Raw genomic sequence first — 16,390 nt, forward strand, 5'->3', positions numbered from 1 at the left:
GCTCGCGTGCACGGACCAATGGCCGGCGCGCGAGCTGCCTGCGGTCGTCGCGACGTCAGCATCAGCACCGATTGGAGTCGCGCCACCTGTGCCGATTGCCACGCCGCGCGGCGGGCTGATGAGGCGTCCGGCGCCTTAGTGGGATAGAGGTTCGAGCAGCTGCGGCCCGTTGTCGCTGACCCTGAACGGCGCGACCTCGTCGAAGGTGAGGGTGGACGCCTCGGCAACGCCCGCACGTACCGCCTCGTCGACGAGCTCCTGTGTGCCGACGATGCTCGGATCCATCCAGTGCAGCCACATGTGCTGCGGGAGGATCACGGGGTTCCGGTCGTGGATCCCCTCGAGCGTTTCGACCGCATCCGATGTGAGGATCGTCGCGGTGAGCTTCCATCGGTTCGGATCATCCTCGGCCGCCGTTCGATCGACCCACCAGCTGTAGAGGCCGGCGAAACCGAGCAGCTGCCCCTCCGGGTGATGGATGAACCATGGCTGTTTGGACCCGCGCTCGCCCGTCCATTCGAAGAATCCGTGAGCGGGGATGATCGCCCGGTGTGATTGGACGGGTTTCCGCCAGGTGGTCTTCTCGAGGATGCCTTCGGCTTTCGCGTTGTGGGTCGCGAACTTCAGTTTGAGCTCCTTCGACCAGGACGGCACCAGCGACCATCGAGCACGCTCGAATCGGAGCTCCCCAGTCTTGGCGGAGTCGAGCAGGATCGGGATGTCCTGGGTCGGGCGATGTTGTAGCTGGATTCCCAGTCGGGGGACCACTCCTCGGGGCGCCGCCCCGTCTCGGTGACGAACTCGGTGATCTGTTCATTCACGGAATCTGAGAGCGCATAGCGGCCGCACATGTCTCGCAGGATAGCCCCGGCGTCCGACACGGGATAGACGATCTTGTCTAATTTACATATAGGAGCTAGTCTCCTACATGAGAAAAAAGACAGATGAATGTTGTCCGAGTTCGATCGCTCCCGGCACCCATGGCAGGCAGAACTCGACGTGAAGGAGAAAACGATGGCGAACAACAGCACCGAAGAGGACCCGCTCCTCCTGATGATGATCGGTATGGGGATGCTGTTCCTCGCTCCGACGGCCCTCATCCTGGAGCCCGTACGCGCATGGGCAATCAGTAACGGTGTCTTCGTGACGGGGGAGAGCGTCGTCCTGCAGCTGTGGGACGGGGCCGGCCTCGACATCTGGCGCTTGGTGATCGCGGCCGCCGTGGTGATCACGGCCCTCGCGTTGATCGTTACCGGTATCCGGAAGAAGCAGAAGGAAACCCGTCGTGTGTGACCCGAAGCCCGGACCTCGCTGCAGCGCTCACACCGCGCAAGAGCTGAAGTCGGCCGCCCACCGCCTTGGCGCAGCCGAGGCCGAGCTCGAGCGGTTCCCCGACGACCACAACTCACGCCGGCGGGCAGACCAGGCGCAGCGGAACTATGCCGCCAAGCTCGCTGCCTACGACTCCTCCCCGCGCGGGCAACGGGATCTGCAGAACGAGATCCGCACAAGCTCAGACCCCGATTCTGCCGCCGTCGACGAGCTGCGTACCCGGCTCTATGTCGGCCGCGCGACGCGCATCGCTCAGAAACGCGCGCTCGCACGAGCCAAGGGTCTATCGACGGAGGAGGAGAATCTGGACGTGGCGAAGGCGCTCCGCCGACTGCGGCACCCCGACGGCGGATACACGCGCGACCCACGCACCGGGCGTGAGGTCGGCATGGGTTTCTTCGTATCTCCCTACCCGGACCGGGAGCGCCCGATCCCCGCCGACGACCTCAGCTTCCGCGACGTGCGTGGGTTCGCTCGCGACAACGCGGATCTCCTCACCCGGGATGGCCACTACGAAGGCGCCTGGCATGACCCCGACACTGGGGTTGTATCCCTGGACGTCTCCATCCGCGTCGAGTCGGCCGAGGAAGCTCGACGACTCTGCCAAGAACACCAGCAGGCCGCGTTCTACGACCCCCAGATGGGCGGCTCGGTGAACGTGACCAACAGCGGCGGCCGCGAACGCATCGCCGCACAGATCGAAGGGAACTGATCATGACGAACGAACTGAAGCACCTGGGCCTCGGCAACACCGACGACCCGATCACCGACATCGCGGTCGCGATCGTCGCCGTCCAGCAGATCAACGGCAAGATCCCGAGCGATGACGAGATCCGCGACGGCCTCGTCGACGACGGCCTCGAGCCGACCGACGCGAACATCGCCAAGGTCCGCGCCGCCGTCGCCGAGATCATCGCCGTGCAGGAGAAGTGATCACCATGCATCGCTCAACCAATCTGCTCCCCACCCCGAGGAATCCGCTCGAGGGCGCGCGGATGGAGGCATGGGTCGCGGCCATCGACGACCCCACGGAAGGTCAGCTTGTCGACCCAGAGAGGATCGACGACGCCACTGCGCTCCTGCGCGCCTACATTCGCTCGGTGCGCTGGCGTCGCCGCCTCCAGCTGATCATCCCCTTCGCCGCGGTCGCCTTCCTCTGTCTCGGCATCCTGCTCCTCATGCTCAAGACGCCGTCCGTGTGGTTCCTCGGGAGCTTCGGCGCAGCGGTTCTTCTGTTCCTCAGCCAGCCGAAGACCATCCCGATGTGGAACGGGCTGATTGTTCCGGATACCCGTGACGGCTCCGCGCCGCAGTACATCCGTGAGGTCACTCGAGGGCGCCATCGCTACTCGACGATCTTCCGCAGCGCAGATGTGCTGAATCGGTACTACGTCGCGACCCACGACCCCGTCGCGCTCTGGGAAGCCGCCGCGAAAGAGGACCGCCGTGTCGGGATGCTCGACCGGATCGAGGGCCTCGAGAGGTACGAGACGTTGTCGGAACCGCGCCGGCAGGAACTCGATCGCCTCAAGCGATCCGCGGCCGCGCTCGTCGACGAGATCGTCCACACGCTCGACCCGGACAGCGTCAACGACAGCGCGCGGAGCGGAACAGCGGAGACCGCCTCATGACTCGACAGCTGGCGGGCAACCTCATCGTCGGCAGCATCTACCAGGACACCGCTCCCGGCCGATACACCCCCGCGCCAGCGAGCCCCGCACGGGAACGCCTCATCGCGAAGATCACTGACGCTCGCACCGCCGCCTGGGACAGCGACCAGGAGCGCTCCTTCGATGCGCTGCTCGAGGTGCTGGACTGGCACCGCCCCTGGCAGATCTGGCGGCAGACATTCGCCCCCACCTACATCGGCGATCGATACCACGGCGTTGGATGCCGCAGCTGCGACTGGAGCTCTGCGACCGACTGCCCGACAGTGCGCGCGATCGCCCGCTCCTTTGGTGTCGAGAGCGAACCCTGGACTGCCGGCGACGAGATCCCCACGGTCCTTCCACTGCACAGCCGCATGTCCGACCTCGCCGGGCGCATCGTAGGACTCGTCCTCGATCGCTCGAACGATCGGGGCGCCGTGGGAGCCGTCGACTTCAGCAGCCGGCTCGAGGTACTCGGACCCGCTGCGGACGACGTCGAGCGCATGATCACCGACTATCTGAACGACCCACGATGATGACGATCGAGAACTCACTGATGGAAACCCCCACCGACCCCACCGGCCGCATCGCCTCCCTCTGCGAGGTCATGAACGATCTCGCCCGCTCGGCGGATACGCAAGGTGCCCGGGCGGCAGCTGCGGACGACGTCGACGCGAGCTCCGAACTGTTCGGCCTCGCCGCACTTCTGCGCACCGAGGCAGCCAACCTCGAGAGCGGCGAGAGCACCGTCGATCACGGCCAGGAGATCCTCGACGGCGCCCAGCGGCTCGTGGTGCAGCAGATGCTCCGAATCGATCGACTCCAGCAAAACCCCAGCCCGTTCGTGATTGGTCGACCAGGGCGGGGAGCACTCGCACTCAACAGGCGGCTCGAGCTGCTCGGCCGCGCGTTCCGCGGAGAGACAGTGCGAGAGGTCGAGGTCGACCCCAAGGCCGAGTGGATAGCAGTCATCGAAAACGAGAGGGCTGATAGCCATGACTGACAACAGCCCCGAAGCGACGCCGACGGACGAGCAGAGCGCCGCCGATGCAGTGCCCGTGAGCGTCGACATCGGCGTCTCCTCCAACGCCCCGCAGGAACTCCTCGATCGAGTGACGGCAATGGCCGAGGACCTCGACCGGCTCGGCATCGACGTCACCCTCGAGCTGATCAGGACGTGCCGTGTCTGCGGGTGCACCGACGAGCTGGCCTGCCTGGGCGGCTGCTGGTGGCTCGACGATCAGGATGACATCTGCTCGAGCTGTGCACCGTCCGCTGGCGCAGTCGTCGATGCCCGCGCACGCTTCGCGCATCGCGAAGGCTCAGAACGTTCCGACGGCGCAGAAGGTGCCGGCGGCCAACAAGATGAAGGAGATTGATCATGACTACCACCGCTGTCGAGATGATCGAAGGGCAGGGGGCATTTGCCCCGATCGCCGGCGTCGTGACAACGCCCCCGACGTTCACCTGGGCGCTGCCCGACCACACCGCGCACGTCTCATTCCACCTCGAGCCATCCGCCGGGCCGGGGTACAGCGTGCACGCGAACGGCCCGCGCGCCGAACTCGCCCGCACGCTGATCCACAAAGGCGACCGTCTGACCGTCCTCCCCGCCAGGATCTATCGCAAAAATGCACGGCAGGTCACGCTCGACGTCGATGCCGCGGCCTTCGAACTCGCACTTGGCTGAGCGGGGTGCGACCCCTCAGCTTTTGGGCTGCTCTTTCAGGAGTCGGCGGATCCACTCCGACGAGATGCCCGCGTCCGTAGCGACGTCCTGCTGTGGGAGGCGTGACCGGCCCATCGCTGGCGCCAGCGCACGGATGATCTTGTCGCGATCGGCTCGTCCCTCGAGGAGTGCCGGCGCGATGACCGTCTCCAACTCCGCGCGGATCTCGCGGATCCGTGCAATCGCACCATCCCGTATTGCGGGATCGGGTGCGACATTCGGTGACTGTGGTAGCCGGGGAACGGCCTGCAGGAGCCAATAGCGGCTCAGCCCGCTTTCGCGCGCCGCCTGGCTGACGTTGGCCCCATGGTGAAGGGCGATCCCGATCTGGTCCAGCTGCAGCTGTCGAAGCTCCCCGTGACGGGCCTCCTGTCGGGCGATAAGCGCAGCGATATCGCGTAGCCGAGCGCGCAGCGCATCGATCTCCTCGAGGGAGAGGGAGGGTGTGTTCATCGCGGGGTTCCTATCGCTGAATCCGGTCTGCAGCTTTCATATATGAGACAATGAGCGTGGCGTGACACCCGATGTCGCCTGGCCCCGGAGGTGCTGCATCCTCCGGGGCCTTCTTCATGTTCAGTGGTCCCGGAGGGCATCCACGACCGACATGGTCGCGATCGCCATCAGCACCAGAGTGGACAAGGTCAAGAGCGCCAGCACGGTGAAGTGCCACAGCCACTCTCGGGCGAACCACGCGAACGTGACCGCTCCCGCGCTGACGAGCAGGAAGATCAGCGTGCGCATGACTCGTTGCGATCGACGGACGAGCTCATCGAGATCCGGATCGTTGCGAAGAATCTCAGTGGTCATCACGGGCTCCGGCGTTCGTTGCGCCGGCGATACGGGAGTTCGAGGACTCTCGGGTCCAGCGGCCGTCGATGCTGCTCAGACCGCGATGCTCGATGACCCCGACGTTGGCGGGATCGGCTTCGAGGGGCCAGTCCCGGAGTCGACCCGAAAGCGCGGCGGCGAGGCGGTCCATGAACCGTTCCGCGAGGCTCCCCTCCCAGCCGGCGTGTTCACGGGAGTTCTCGACGACGAGCAGCTGGCTGCGCTCGAGCTGGAGCGCTTGCTCGTCAGTGACGAGATCTGCGCCGGCATCGCGCCAGAGCAGATCGAAGACCGGTGTCCACTCGTATCGCGGCGCCGGGAACGAGGTTCCTCGTGCCGCGGAGACCGAGGCATGGTTCTCGTCGACCAGGCTCTGTCCGTAGCGATCGGCCAGCTCGAGGATCTGTCGTGGCTGCGCCGATGCGCGGGAATCGTCTGGGCGAAATCCGAGCATGGCTGCCGTGATCAGCAGATCGATCGTGTCTGTAGGGACGATGATGACTTCCATCTCAACCTCCAATGAAATGTGTAACCTGACATCGCTAAATATACGGGTCAGATTCAACACTGTCAACCAAGTTGGGGTAATGGTTGGGGGGAGATCTGCCGGCCGCGCGGATCCCGGGCTTGTGATGCGTGCTGGGATATCGTGACCGCATGGCGCGCCAGATCATTCACCAGCTCATTGACGACCTCGACGGCACAGAACTTGGAGACGAGGGGGAGACCATCCGCTTCGGGCTCGATGGCCGTGACTACGAGATCGATCTGAGCGCTGCGCATGCCGACGAGCTCACGGCCGCGCTCGCTCCCTTCGTTGAAGCCGGGCGACGTGCGCCGAGGGGGCAGCGCAACTCTGAGCCGACGAAGTTCATGGCCGGCCAGCTCGAGGAGATCCGGAAGTGGGCGCGAGAGAACGGCTACGAGGTCGCGGACAAGGGCCGGATCTCACGCGAGGTGAAGATCGCGTTCGCGAACAAGCGCAAGGCGTAGATGTCGCTCGCGGAGAGCTGCTGATGGTCGACGGTGGGCTGGCGTTGCCCGAAGCGTGGGACCGGGTATCGCTCGCGGCGGTCGGCTTCGAGGGCTTCGTCCGCTTCGGAGATCTCGCCGGCGCGAGCGTGCCTCGCGAGGCGGGGATCTACGTCGCGCTGCGCACGGCAATCACGCCGCCGGACATGCTCGAGCTGACGCGCGCTCGAGCGGGCTCGGCCTACCCACTGGATGACCTTGCTGCGCGGTGGGTGCCGGGAACTCCCGTGGTGTACATCGGCAAGGCGGAGGCAAAGGTGGGCGGACTGCGGAAGCGTCTGGGCCAGTACGCCCGGAAGGGATCGAGCCATCAGGGAGGCCGCTCGATCTGGCAGCTGGCCGATCAGGACGAACTCCTCGCAGCCTGGGCGCTCACGCCCGGCGAGTCCGCGGAAGACGTCGAGATCCGCTACCGGGCGGCGTTCGCGGACGTCTATGGGCGGTGGCCGTTCGCGAACCGGAAACGCTGAGCCCCTTCTCGGCCACAATGAGGGGCTGGTGTCCTCGAACAGAACGGCTGGTGCACATGGCTACTGCAGAAGAGAAGCGCGATCCCATTGCGCTCGCTGACCTGAGCGACTCTCTCGTCGACGCCTGGCGCGTTGTCGCCCGGCAGGGTGGGGCGGGCGCCCGCCCGGGCTCGCAAGCTGCCCTCGACGCGACAGAGGCTCAGCGAGAACTTCCTGCAGCTGGGGCGAACGAGGAGCACGCCGCGGGGTACATGTCAGGGCGCATGGTGGACGCGATCGCGCTGCTGCTGCAGTCAGTCGGGACGCAGCTGCGCGCGGAGCCGTTGGTGCCGTTGGCTGTCTGGCCGCTGGTGCGCGCGGAGCTCGAGCATGCGGGCAGAGTGGCATGGCTGCTCCAGCCCCTCAAGGGAAGCGGTGCTGCATCTCGCCGGGTGGCACGCGCGATGCTCGAGCACGCCTCAGCGCTGCAGCGAGACAAGTACACCGCGAGCAAACATTCCACCCCGTTGGCGAAGGCCCTCAAGCGGGACCGAGACAATCTGCTGCGACGGATCGGAAGCCTGTTCTCAGACGTGGACACACCCCTCGACGGCCCGGAGAAGATCGCTGAGTGGCGGATCGGCGGGGAGACCATGCTGGGTCTTGGCCGAGCGATCGATCTCTTCGTCTCGCTCAACTTCACCAAGGGTAGCGGGGTCTACGACGTCCTGTCCGACCGATCGCACCCCTCGGTGACGTCGCTGGCATCACAGTCGGTGGCCGAGGAGTCCGAAGGGGTGACGTCCTGGTCGTATCCGGTAAACCCCGACGTCCTCGACTTCCAGGTCCGCCTCGGCTGCCTGATCCTCTACAAGACCGCCCACACGATCGCCAGCTACTACGGTCTCGATGCGAGCGCGCTCGAGAGTTGGGCGGAAGAGGCCCCTGCGCATTGGCTCAATGAAGATCCCGCCGCGGCGTCATGAGCAACCCCGCCGGTAGTCAGTGATCAGGTGAGGGCGAGAAGCTTCGTCGCCTTCGTGACATCGATCTTCGTGGGCATCTCGCCCTTGCGTGCACCGGAGCGGCCGTAGAGCAGCATCTTCAGCCCGGACAGCGAGACATCCGCGTCAGCGGCGATTGCCTTGACGCTTCGTCCGTTGTTCATCAGGTTGCGGACGTGTTCGCGAACGGGGGCGGCATCGACGCGAGGCGGCTGTGCGGGGATCCCCGCCTCCCGCCGGCGGCGCCGCTCCTCAGCGATCGACGCATCGGAGCAGGCGGGCGTGGACGGGCAGCTGTCCCGGTCGTGGCACCCCAGCTGGTAGCCGTACGCCGTGCCGTGATGCTCGGCGGGGATGCCTTCTGCTCTGCGCCGAGCGACGTACTCCTGGTGATAGGTCCGCCGTGCCTCACCGCACAGCTCGCATCGGCACCCGCGCACGTAGGAGGCGTAGGTGCCGCAGGGCTGCAGCTCGACGCCGTCCCATTTTGATCTCTTCGGCCGGTTCGACTTCATCGCCGACGTCTTGCGGGGCGCCGGGTTGAGAGGGAGGCCAAGGCTGCGACGTCGACGAGCTGCAGCGGGCCGATCGATGCCCATCGCCTCGGCGATCTCCCGATCGGTGCGCGACGCCGCGTGCAGCTCCTTCAGCTGCGCCACCCACGCAGGCTCCGTGCGCACAACGGGAGCTGAGGGTGTCCGTACCGCTCGGCGGGTCGGCGGGGTCAGCCTCTTCCGCGGCGGTGTGGGGGTGGGGCGTGCGACACGCTTCTGAGAGGTCCGGGCAGGCCCGGATGATGGCTGGGTTCCCGGTGTCCGCTGCCGAGTGGGGGAAGCGGTGCGCGGCGCGGGTGCCGGCTTTTCTTGGGGCGCCCCTGAGGGGGCGAGCGAGCGGGAGCGGGCTTGGGAGCGCGCCTCGCGATCGCGCTGCAGGATCTCCTCGAGCGTGGCGCCGGCGTCGATCGCCTTCTTGAACGAAAAGTCTCCGCAGTACCGTCGGTGCACGTCGCGGCAAGAGATCACGGCGGGACACAGCGCCCCGCGGCATCCGTCGCGATATCCGTCGACGGATCCGTGCGGGAAGGAATCCTCAAGCAGATCTGCGCTGCTCATGACGGGTCGCCGCAGACCGTGAGGGTGTGCACCAGAGCATCACGATCAGCGACGTCGACCGCCAGGCCCCAGGTCTGGGCGATCTGCGTGTACTTGAGCACGTAGGTGCACAGATACCCGGTCTCGACCGGCGGCAGCCACTTCGCCGGGCCGTCCTCACCCTTCGATTCATTGGCGCTGCCCTGGACCGCGATGAGGTTCTCCAGCGTGTTGGCGAACTCGAGGCGCCGCTCTGGAGTCCAGGCCCACGCTCCGCCGACGAACGCTGCATAGAGGCTGAAGATGTGCTCGGTCTGCACCCCCTGCGATCCTCGGTTGCCGGGCTCGGCGATCCGGTCATGCTGGAAGATGATGCGCTGCCCGGTGTACGGGTCGTGCTCGAGCACTCCGGAGAGCACCGTGCAGCTGTTCTCAGCGAGAACGACGTCGACCAGGTCGCGGGCGAGGACGTCGTCGCGTTGCCGGCAGCCGTTCCCGTCGATGTCGGTCCATGCCGTCCCGAACGAGGACCGGCGGTACGGGGGGATCTCCTGGCCGACGTCCACCAGAGGTAGCGCTGCAGCGACAGCAGCTGCAGCCGTGAACTCATTCGCGGGCGTAGTGGGCGCCGTCGGGGTGGGCGCTGCACTCTCGGCCGATGTCGGCGTCGGGGTGGCGATTGCCGGCGCCGACTGGGGGACGACGGGCAGCGGCGCCGGCGAGTTATCCCAGTTCGGCAGGAACGCCACGACGGTGGCGATAACTGCGATGGGGATGAGGGCAACGAGGCTGCGGGTTCTCCTGCGGGACATGATGATCTCCGTTCGTCACCCACCATGGGTGAGCGGGCGCGGAAAGATCGGACGCCGACCTCGATCCTGAGCGATGAGGGGCCGTTCTCGAAATCTCCTTTTATGTGACCTGACATCACTAAATATACGGTATCGGAGTAGGCCGATGCAAGAGAAAAGGCGCCCAGCCGGTAGTGGATCGTCAGGTCACACTAATCATCGGAGTTCATCTGGAAGTCCAAAGGGCTGGGCGCCTCGAACAATGATACCGAGCGCTCCCGCAGGCTCAACGAAGGAGTTGGGAACGTCGCGCCACCGGCATACACTTATCGGATTCCCGTTCTATAAAGGGAGGAGGCGGAAGCAATGACTATCGTATATCTGTCCCCGGTCGCAACTCCGCTCACCCCCGTCCCGCTGGCGCAGATGCTTGATGCTGTTGCGTGCGGTTTCCCCAGCCCGGCGCAGGACTACGAGCAAAATCCCATCGATCTCACGGAGATGCTGGTCGAGGACCCGGCTGCGACGTTCCTGGTCCGCGTTGCGGGCACGTCGATGATCCTCGCGGGCATCGACGATGGCGATGTCGTCCTCGTCGACCGCTCCAAAGTGCCGCACGCCGGCGACGTCGTCGTGGCGGTCCTCGATGGCGAATTCACGATCAAGCGCCTGGTGCGCGAGCGAGGCACCTGGGCGTTGCGAGCGGAGAGCACGGAGTGGCCGGATGTCGTCGTCGACGAGCTTTCCGAACTGGTCATCTGGGGCGTCGTCACGGTGTCCTTCCGATTCCATCGGCCACGACGGTGATCGGACATTGCGATGTGAACTCGGCGTACGTGAGCTGGGAGCGCGTCTTTGATCCGACCCTCGAGGGGGTGCCGGCGGTAGTGCTGTCGAACAACGACGGAATGGTGGTCGCCTCGAGCAAGGAGGCCAAAGCGCTGGGCCTGGATCTCGGGCGCCCGTGGTTCGAGCTGCGGCCGCATGCTGCCCGCCTGAAACTGAGGGCGTTGTCCAGCAACTACACCCTGTACGCCGATATGAGTCGGCGGGTCATGGAGATCCTCGCTCGGTTCACTCCCGATCTGCAGATCTACTCGATCGACGAGGCATTCTTCGAGGTGAGTCCGCGCATCGCGAAGGATCCGGACGCGATGACCGCTCTGGGGCGAGAGATCAAAGACACGCTGCGCCGGCTTGTCGGGGTGCCCGTGTGCGTTGGAATCGCACCCACGCGCACGTTGGCCAAGCTGAGCAATCGCTGTGCCAAGAAGGTTGAGGCATTCGATGGCGTGTGCGTGTGGCCGGCGACTCGTCCGGAGTGGAGAGAGGCGCTGATGTCCCGCCTTCCGGTCTCGGAAGTCTGGGGGATTGCGTCCAGGCTCGAGCGCCGGCTCGCTGGCATCGGGGTCACCACGATCGCCGAGCTCGCGGCCGCGGATCCCGTGCTCATCCGGAAGACCTTCAACGTCACGCTCATGCGAACCGCGCTCGAGCTGCGAGGGGTGCCGGCGATCGTCGCGGAGGAAGATCGGACGGGGAAGAAGGATCAGCTGATCGTCTCCCGCAGCTTCGCGGAGAAGATCACCACGAAGGAGGGCATGCGTCAGGCTTTGGCGATCTATGCGCAGCAGGCCTCGAGCAGGCTGGTTCGGCACAACCAGGTGGCGAAGAGCCTCACGGCGTTCGCGGGCACGGCGTACTCGGCCGAGCAAACTCGGTTCCCCTCGCAGGTGGTCCGCCTGCCGTTCCCAACGGCTGATCCCGTCGAGCTCACGCGCGCAGCGCATCGCCTTCTGCCGCAGATCGAGGAGGGCGTCAGGTGGGCGCGAGCGGGCATCATGCTCACGGATCTCCGGCCCGCGGACGTGGTGCAACCGCTCGAGCTGTTCCGGCACCCGCACGAGGAGGCCGGGATCGCCACCCTGATCGACAAGGTTCAGAAGAAAGCCGGCGGTCAGGATCTCCTCGGATTGGGCTGGGGAGGTATGCGTCCAGGCCCTAGCTGGCAGATGCAGCGCGGGATGCTGTCGAAGAGAGCCACCACCCACTGGGACGAGCTCATCATCGCGCACGCCCGCTGATCGAGCCGTTGACGCGAAAGAGGCCGCCCCGATTGGAGGGCGGCCTCTTTGGTGGAGGGCGTCAGGCGTTCTCGAGGAGATCCTTCGCGAGGAGATCCTTCAGGGTCTCGGACGGGTCGGTTCCTCTCGCCCTGGCGAGCTGGAGGAGCTGCTCCATGATGGCGGGCTTATTGCTGAAGTCCACCTCGAGCACGTAGCGCCCTGTGGCGGGGTCGTGGCGGGAGGTGAACTCCTCCACGGCGGTGCGTAGTGCGTCGGAGTCGTTCGTGATTCCGAGAGTCTGGGCGGCGTTCAGGAACCGCGTGCGTTGCAGGGCGCCGATGCGTGCGCGGAGTGTTGGGGAGGGCCCAGCTCCGGCCTTCTGTCCGTCGACGCGCGGACGGCCGCCCACGGCCTTCTGGACCGCCTCCGTGCTGCCCAGCGCCTCCAGGAGCATCTGCTGCCCGATCGCTGCGGCATCCGCTCCGTGAGCGCTCTCCCCGCCGGTGGGGTCACCGTCTGGCTGCTCTTCGATCGCAGCCAGGGCCGCGTATCGCTCCTGTTCCTTCTTCGTGAGAGTCACTGCTGTTCCTCCTCCATCTGCTTGCGGTAGTACGACCCGAGCGGCATAGCGTGGTAAATCGTGAAAACACCGGGGCTCTTGACCTCGATGAGCACTTCAACGAGGCGTTCCGTGCCCGCGTGCTGGGGGCCGACGAAGACCCGACGAGGGTTCGGTGCGGCGTTGGGCGCCGCCTTGACGTTGGTGCTGGTGTAGATCGAGTTCTGCATCACATAGAGCGCATCCTCGTCCGGAATGCCGTGCTTTCCGGCGGAATCGGTGAACTCAATGGGCATATCAGTAGTGTAGCACAAAACCTATAGTTCTGTGCTACATAACATGATGAACGGTCAGCCGCGCAGAAGCGTGAGAAAGTCAGGCCATGCGAGGACGCGCGGCTGCGTGCTCGACGTTGATCGGAGCAGCTGCTCGAGCGCCGGGGGAGTCGAGACTGGATCCAGACCGAGAGCCTTCCGAGTGAGCGGCACCAGGCCCATGAGCGCCTGCTCACTCGGCAGCGGACTCAGCTGACCGGTTGCCGTCGACGTCCAGCAGACGGGCTGATTGGTCTTGCTGTCTCGGGTGAGCAGAACCTCGATCGGATCAGCCGGCCACGCCTCCTGGAGCTCGTCGACGTGCTCACTCGTGTACCCGTTCCATCCCAGCCAAGTGAGATGCTGCGGCGCCCACGCGAAGACGTGCTGATCCACCAGGCGCACGTCGGGAAACGCCCCGTCGGCGTTCGCGATCGCCTCACGCTGCAGTCGCTGCAACCGGGCGGTGCGCAACTGCTCCTCGGTCGCGGCTGAGCCCGCAATGCGGGCGGCGTCAAACCGCTCGCCCCACGGCGAGGGGAGGTGCGCGAGGTCAATCGTGTGCGGGCCGGAGTACCGCCAATCGCCGAAGTAGGACAGCAGGGTGTCGGCGACATATCCGGGGGCGTGAAGCGTGCTGACGACGTCGTCGACGGCAGGGATGAATGAAACCGCCGGCGAGGGGCCATCGGGAAGCTCGGGCAGTGCGAGTTCAGCCGCCCATTCAGCGGACGGTGGCAGCTCCGGGGTGAAGAGACGCTCGCTGCGCATCGAGCTCAGGATGCTCCACCATGCCCCGAGGTAGCTCTCCGCGGTCTCTGGATCCTCGGCGAGGTTCGTCATGCGGAGGGCATATTGGGCCGCGCTCCACCGTGCCTGCCAGGCCACGGGGATGCTCACCGATACAGGGCGCCCCGGAGCCCATGCCGCGACCGCACTGGCGGAGTTCGTGCCCTTCGGCCATACCGGCATTGCCGACCAGCCCAAACAGCGAGCAACGTCCTCGTAGGGCGCGTGATACGCCGGCTCGGCGAACGTCGGCGGGATCACGGGAACGCGCCAGAGCTGGCTGTGCTCCTCGACGACCGGGATCACGATCGCAGGCGGGCAGGTCGTATCTCGCGGGAGGCCCGCGCCCTGCACGAAGGCTTCGAACAGCGCTGGTAGCGCCGTGCGGATGTGCCAGGTGTTCGTGGGCCACAACGGTGTGAGGACGAGGAGGTCTTCGCCGAGGGCATGGGATGTCGACTCGAACAACTGCGCCCATGCTTCGATGCGAGACCCGCTCTCGATGACGCTGACCACCTGTTCAGGCTGGCCGTACGGGCGGTATCGCGGTGAACCGTCGGGCTGAGGGAGAAGCGGCGGGAGTGGCACCTTCATCGATCGCCCGTGATGCATGCCGTACTCGAGCACCTTGCGCAGAGGCCAGCGGCCGCCACGTACGCCCTTCTTGAGCTGCGGCGCCCCAAGCACCGGATCGGGAGTTTCCCGTGTGCCGGCGACCTGTCGGAACCGCGGCCCGGAGAGGCCGAGGATCGCGGCGGCTTCCGCGGCGTTCACCTGGAAGCTGTGCAGGTAGTCGTCTGGGGCGGTGCGAGGGATCCGAAGAGAGGCCATGCGCCACCCTAACATTTCGATGCTTGAAATGTTCGCAGTTTTTACATCTGAGTTTCTGTCCGATTTCCGTGCTCCCGGGCACCTACGACATGTAACACCGACCGACGAAAGGAACAGCAATGGAGAACGACTCAAAGGTGATCCCCGGGGTGCCTCGAGGTGCCGCAGGGATGAGACTGCGGATGTCAATCTCTCCGTCTCCCGGCGGGAAGACGATCTCCCACTCGCTCGACGCCAGTGAGTGGCTTGACGGTGAGTGGCTCCAGCTCGTCGACGAGCTTGGTGGTGAAGTGATCCAGCTGGACAGCTGCAACGTAACCCGCGACGGAAGGCTTGCCGAGATGATCGGCACCGTTCGCGAGCGGATGGCGGAGCGCTACGCCTCTTTGGAGAAGCACGCACCTGATCTCCGCGAGGACCTGTCGCCCATCGTCCTCTATATCGATGAGGGCGAAGAGATTGCTGGTCGTTCATGAGCGAGGAGACCCAGATGCGGGCGGTGACAGTTGCGGAGACGTTCGTCGACATCTGGAATCCCGCTGACGTGCCACACATCGAGATCTCGGGGCCGTCGGGTAGCGGGACGCGGGCCGCTGCACAAAAGATCGCCACCCATGCCATCACGACCTGGGGAGCAGAGGTGAGGCTCATCGTCGGGCATCCCGGCACTGCCGCCCTTTTTGAGTCACCCGTGGTCGCGTGGCATCCGGAGGATGCACTCGAGCTGATTGAGAGCATGCTGCGGGACTTGAATCGACGTCTGGCGCAGCTCGAGGAGGAGCAGCACACCGGGGAGCAGCCGCCGGCGGTGCACCCGATCGTTCTCGTCGTCGACGAGTACTCCACACTGATTCAGCGTCCGAGCCCGAATCCGACGGTGCGTACGCGGATCCGCGAGTACTTGGGTGACATCCTCGCGCTGGGCCGCAACGTCGGCATCCACGTCATCGTGACCGGTGCGGCGCCGAGCTTCGCGCATATCGGACAACGGGACGGCATCGGTCAGGTGGTTCTTGGGCCAATGAGTTCAGTACCCGTGGCGCAACTCTCGGCAGGGCTGTACCAGGTGGCGGAGCTGCCGATCCGTCCTATCGGGTCCGGATGGTATTTCCGGACCGGCGACCACCGGCCGCAGCCGGTCGGATTCTGAAAGGGCTGGCGACATGTATCTCGACCTCGAGTTCAAGACCCTTGCCTGGTGGGCGGATGCTCGCTGGGTTGGCTGGGCGGTCAATCCGGATGCTCCTGTGGCAGCTCGCATGACGCTCGACCGGCTGCTCGTCCTCAACCGCACCCGTCGCCGGCTGAGGTGGATTACGATCCCGCTCACGATCGTGGAGTGGCTCGCGGCTTTGTTTGCTGTGAGTGCCATTTTCATAGGGCTCTTCATCGCACTCATCCGGTTCGTTGCGTCACTGTTCGCTGGAGAACTCGACGAGTTCAACAGCCTGCAGGAGCTCGGGGAGAATCCTCTCTTTTTGCAGGTCATCTCTGTCGCCCTGCTCGGCCTCTGTCTTCATGGTCTTCAGTGGCTGATCGTCAGCCCGATCGAGCGTGAGAGGAAGTCACTGATCGCAAAGCTGACCGATCCGGAGCTGAGCACCCTTCGCCCCACCCCACGGATCGACGAGTTCAAGGTTGTTCTCGACGGCGTATCCGATGAACTCGCCTGGGAGACGGCCGGACTGCTCGTGACCTACGACAGCGTTGCCTCGCGAGCCGAGAAGCTTAGGGGGACCCTCGCCAAGGATCGCGCCCACCACCTCAGCACCGAGGAACAGCAGCTGCTGGACGAGCAGCAGATCGCCCTTGACCGGATGCAGGATCGGCGATCGGAACTCGCCACCCAGATCGCTGATTCCTTCCACGCCGCTGAGGCGCCCATCACTGAGGAGCTGTCATGAGGACTGTCCGTTTCCCCTCCCG

25 protein-coding genes are annotated in these 16,390 nt (G+C 65.5%); 16 read left to right on the forward strand and 9 right to left on the reverse strand.

The genetic code is table 11. The features are described 5' to 3' along the window. Nucleotides 1–135: 135 nt before the first annotated feature. Nucleotides 136–768, reverse strand: a complete 633-nt coding sequence (locus MOX01_RS18760; RefSeq protein ID WP_230977993.1) for an SOS response-associated peptidase — start codon at nucleotides 766–768, stop codon at nucleotides 136–138. A 246-nt stretch (nucleotides 769–1,014) separates the two neighbouring features. Here MOX01_RS18760 and MOX01_RS18765 point away from each other — a divergent pair, with 246 nt between their 5' ends. Genes MOX01_RS18765 through MOX01_RS18800 form a run of 8 tightly spaced genes read left to right on the forward strand, consistent with a single transcriptional unit; the run spans nucleotide 1,015 to nucleotide 4,671 of the window. Continuing rightward, nucleotides 1,015–1,293: a hypothetical protein gene (locus MOX01_RS18765; RefSeq protein ID WP_141371110.1), complete on the forward strand. Its 279-nt coding sequence runs from the start codon at nucleotides 1,015–1,017 to the stop codon at nucleotides 1,291–1,293. Further along, a complete protein-coding gene (locus MOX01_RS18770) occupies nucleotides 1,286–2,044 on the forward strand; it encodes a hypothetical protein (protein ID WP_141371112.1) in 759 nt (252 codons plus the stop codon). The genes MOX01_RS18765 and MOX01_RS18770 overlap by 8 nt, the downstream gene beginning before the upstream one ends. A 2-nt stretch (nucleotides 2,045–2,046) precedes the next feature. Next, on the forward strand, nucleotides 2,047–2,265 hold the full coding sequence (locus tag MOX01_RS18775) for a hypothetical protein (RefSeq protein WP_141371114.1): 219 nt from the start codon (nucleotides 2,047–2,049) through the stop codon (nucleotides 2,263–2,265). A gap of 5 nt (nucleotides 2,266–2,270) precedes the next feature. Then, a complete protein-coding gene (locus tag MOX01_RS18780) occupies nucleotides 2,271–2,963 on the forward strand; it encodes a hypothetical protein (RefSeq protein ID WP_141371116.1) in 693 nt (230 codons plus the stop codon). Next, entirely contained in the window at nucleotides 2,960–3,517 is a 558-nt protein-coding gene (locus MOX01_RS18785; RefSeq protein ID WP_141371118.1) for a hypothetical protein, read from the forward strand. The genes MOX01_RS18780 and MOX01_RS18785 overlap by 4 nt, the downstream gene beginning before the upstream one ends. Continuing rightward, nucleotides 3,514–3,984, forward strand: a complete 471-nt coding sequence (locus MOX01_RS18790; RefSeq protein WP_141371120.1) for a hypothetical protein — start codon at nucleotides 3,514–3,516, stop codon at nucleotides 3,982–3,984. Before MOX01_RS18785 ends, MOX01_RS18790 begins: the two co-directional genes overlap by 4 nt. A gap of 55 nt (nucleotides 3,985–4,039) precedes the next feature. Next, on the forward strand, nucleotides 4,040–4,360 hold the full coding sequence (locus tag MOX01_RS18795; protein WP_141371122.1) for a hypothetical protein: 321 nt from the start codon (nucleotides 4,040–4,042) through the stop codon (nucleotides 4,358–4,360). Nucleotides 4,361–4,362: 2 nt separating this feature from the next. Next, complete coding sequence (locus MOX01_RS18800; RefSeq protein WP_141371124.1) at nucleotides 4,363–4,671, forward strand: hypothetical protein; 309 nt, start codon at nucleotides 4,363–4,365, stop codon at nucleotides 4,669–4,671. A 15-nt stretch (nucleotides 4,672–4,686) separates the two neighbouring features. Here MOX01_RS18800 and MOX01_RS18805 read toward each other — a convergent pair whose 3' ends face one another. The 3 genes from MOX01_RS18805 to MOX01_RS18815 form a co-directional block, all read right to left on the reverse strand. Continuing rightward, nucleotides 4,687–5,163, reverse strand: a complete 477-nt coding sequence (locus MOX01_RS18805; protein ID WP_141371126.1) for a hypothetical protein — start codon at nucleotides 5,161–5,163, stop codon at nucleotides 4,687–4,689. A gap of 120 nt (nucleotides 5,164–5,283) precedes the next feature. After that, on the reverse strand, nucleotides 5,284–5,517 hold the full coding sequence (locus tag MOX01_RS18810; RefSeq protein ID WP_141371128.1) for a hypothetical protein: 234 nt from the start codon (nucleotides 5,515–5,517) through the stop codon (nucleotides 5,284–5,286). After that, a complete protein-coding gene (locus MOX01_RS18815) occupies nucleotides 5,507–6,046 on the reverse strand; it encodes a hypothetical protein (RefSeq protein WP_141371130.1) in 540 nt (179 codons plus the stop codon). Before MOX01_RS18815 ends, MOX01_RS18810 begins: the two co-directional genes overlap by 11 nt. A 149-nt stretch (nucleotides 6,047–6,195) precedes the next feature. Between MOX01_RS18815 and MOX01_RS18820 the strand changes: the two genes are divergently transcribed. From MOX01_RS18820 to MOX01_RS18830, 3 genes are read left to right on the forward strand one after another with little or no spacing between them, the layout of a single operon-like run. Beyond that, complete coding sequence (locus MOX01_RS18820; RefSeq protein WP_141371132.1) at nucleotides 6,196–6,531, forward strand: histone-like nucleoid-structuring protein Lsr2; 336 nt, start codon at nucleotides 6,196–6,198, stop codon at nucleotides 6,529–6,531. A gap of 23 nt (nucleotides 6,532–6,554) precedes the next feature. Further along, nucleotides 6,555–7,040 (forward strand): hypothetical protein, encoded by a 486-nt coding sequence (locus tag MOX01_RS18825; protein WP_141371134.1) that lies wholly within the window; start codon nucleotides 6,555–6,557, stop codon nucleotides 7,038–7,040. A 56-nt stretch (nucleotides 7,041–7,096) separates the two neighbouring features. After that, nucleotides 7,097–8,005, forward strand: coding sequence for a hypothetical protein (locus tag MOX01_RS18830; RefSeq protein ID WP_141371136.1), 909 nt, complete (start codon nucleotides 7,097–7,099; stop codon nucleotides 8,003–8,005). 23 nt (nucleotides 8,006–8,028) lie between these two features. On the opposite strand, the gene MOX01_RS18835 is transcribed toward MOX01_RS18830, so the two are convergent. Both MOX01_RS18835 and MOX01_RS18840 read right to left on the reverse strand, forming a co-directional pair. Next, nucleotides 8,029–8,682, reverse strand: coding sequence for a hypothetical protein (locus MOX01_RS18835; protein WP_141371138.1), 654 nt, complete (start codon nucleotides 8,680–8,682; stop codon nucleotides 8,029–8,031). 449 nt (nucleotides 8,683–9,131) lie between these two features. Beyond that, nucleotides 9,132–9,926: an HNH endonuclease family protein gene (locus tag MOX01_RS18840; RefSeq protein WP_176589904.1), complete on the reverse strand. Its 795-nt coding sequence runs from the start codon at nucleotides 9,924–9,926 to the stop codon at nucleotides 9,132–9,134. Between the two features lie 345 nt (nucleotides 9,927–10,271). Between MOX01_RS18840 and MOX01_RS18845 the strand changes: the two genes are divergently transcribed. Together MOX01_RS18845 and MOX01_RS18850 are read left to right on the forward strand one after the other, a co-directional pair. Next, nucleotides 10,272–10,712 carry a LexA family protein gene (locus tag MOX01_RS18845; RefSeq protein ID WP_141371140.1) on the forward strand — a complete coding sequence of 147 codons (441 nt, stop codon included), beginning with the start codon at nucleotides 10,272–10,274 and terminating at the stop codon, nucleotides 10,710–10,712. Then, nucleotides 10,709–11,989 (forward strand): Y-family DNA polymerase, encoded by a 1,281-nt coding sequence (locus MOX01_RS18850; RefSeq protein WP_141371142.1) that lies wholly within the window; start codon nucleotides 10,709–10,711, stop codon nucleotides 11,987–11,989. The genes MOX01_RS18845 and MOX01_RS18850 overlap by 4 nt, the downstream gene beginning before the upstream one ends. A 61-nt stretch (nucleotides 11,990–12,050) precedes the next feature. Here the strand turns inward: MOX01_RS18850 and MOX01_RS18855 are convergent, their stop codons facing one another. Genes MOX01_RS18855 through MOX01_RS18865 form a run of 3 tightly spaced genes read right to left on the reverse strand, consistent with a single transcriptional unit; the run spans nucleotide 12,051 to nucleotide 14,464 of the window. Continuing rightward, the gene (locus tag MOX01_RS18855) at nucleotides 12,051–12,551 is read right to left on the reverse strand and encodes a hypothetical protein (protein WP_141371144.1); all 501 of its coding nucleotides are present in this window, start codon (nucleotides 12,549–12,551) and stop codon (nucleotides 12,051–12,053) included. Further along, complete coding sequence (locus MOX01_RS18860; RefSeq protein ID WP_141371146.1) at nucleotides 12,548–12,826, reverse strand: hypothetical protein; 279 nt, start codon at nucleotides 12,824–12,826, stop codon at nucleotides 12,548–12,550. Before MOX01_RS18860 ends, MOX01_RS18855 begins: the two co-directional genes overlap by 4 nt. 54 nt (nucleotides 12,827–12,880) lie before the next feature. Beyond that, entirely contained in the window at nucleotides 12,881–14,464 is a 1,584-nt protein-coding gene (locus MOX01_RS18865; RefSeq protein WP_141371148.1) for a hypothetical protein, read from the reverse strand. A 119-nt stretch (nucleotides 14,465–14,583) separates the two neighbouring features. On the opposite strand from MOX01_RS18865, the gene MOX01_RS18870 reads away from it, so the two are divergent. Genes MOX01_RS18870 through MOX01_RS18880 form a run of 3 tightly spaced genes read left to right on the forward strand, consistent with a single transcriptional unit; the run spans nucleotide 14,584 to nucleotide 16,368 of the window. Then, a complete protein-coding gene (locus MOX01_RS18870; protein ID WP_141371150.1) occupies nucleotides 14,584–14,940 on the forward strand; it encodes a hypothetical protein in 357 nt (118 codons plus the stop codon). After that, nucleotides 14,937–15,614, forward strand: a complete 678-nt coding sequence (locus MOX01_RS18875; RefSeq protein ID WP_141371152.1) for a hypothetical protein — start codon at nucleotides 14,937–14,939, stop codon at nucleotides 15,612–15,614. The genes MOX01_RS18870 and MOX01_RS18875 overlap by 4 nt, the downstream gene beginning before the upstream one ends. 13 nt (nucleotides 15,615–15,627) lie before the next feature. Further along, nucleotides 15,628–16,368: a hypothetical protein gene (locus tag MOX01_RS18880; RefSeq protein ID WP_141371154.1), complete on the forward strand. Its 741-nt coding sequence runs from the start codon at nucleotides 15,628–15,630 to the stop codon at nucleotides 16,366–16,368. The last annotated feature ends 22 nt before the right edge of the window (nucleotides 16,369–16,390 follow it).

The sequence above is a fragment of the Microbacterium oxydans genome (assembly GCF_006540085.1).
Classification (GTDB): domain Bacteria; phylum Actinomycetota; class Actinomycetes; order Actinomycetales; family Microbacteriaceae; genus Microbacterium; species Microbacterium oxydans.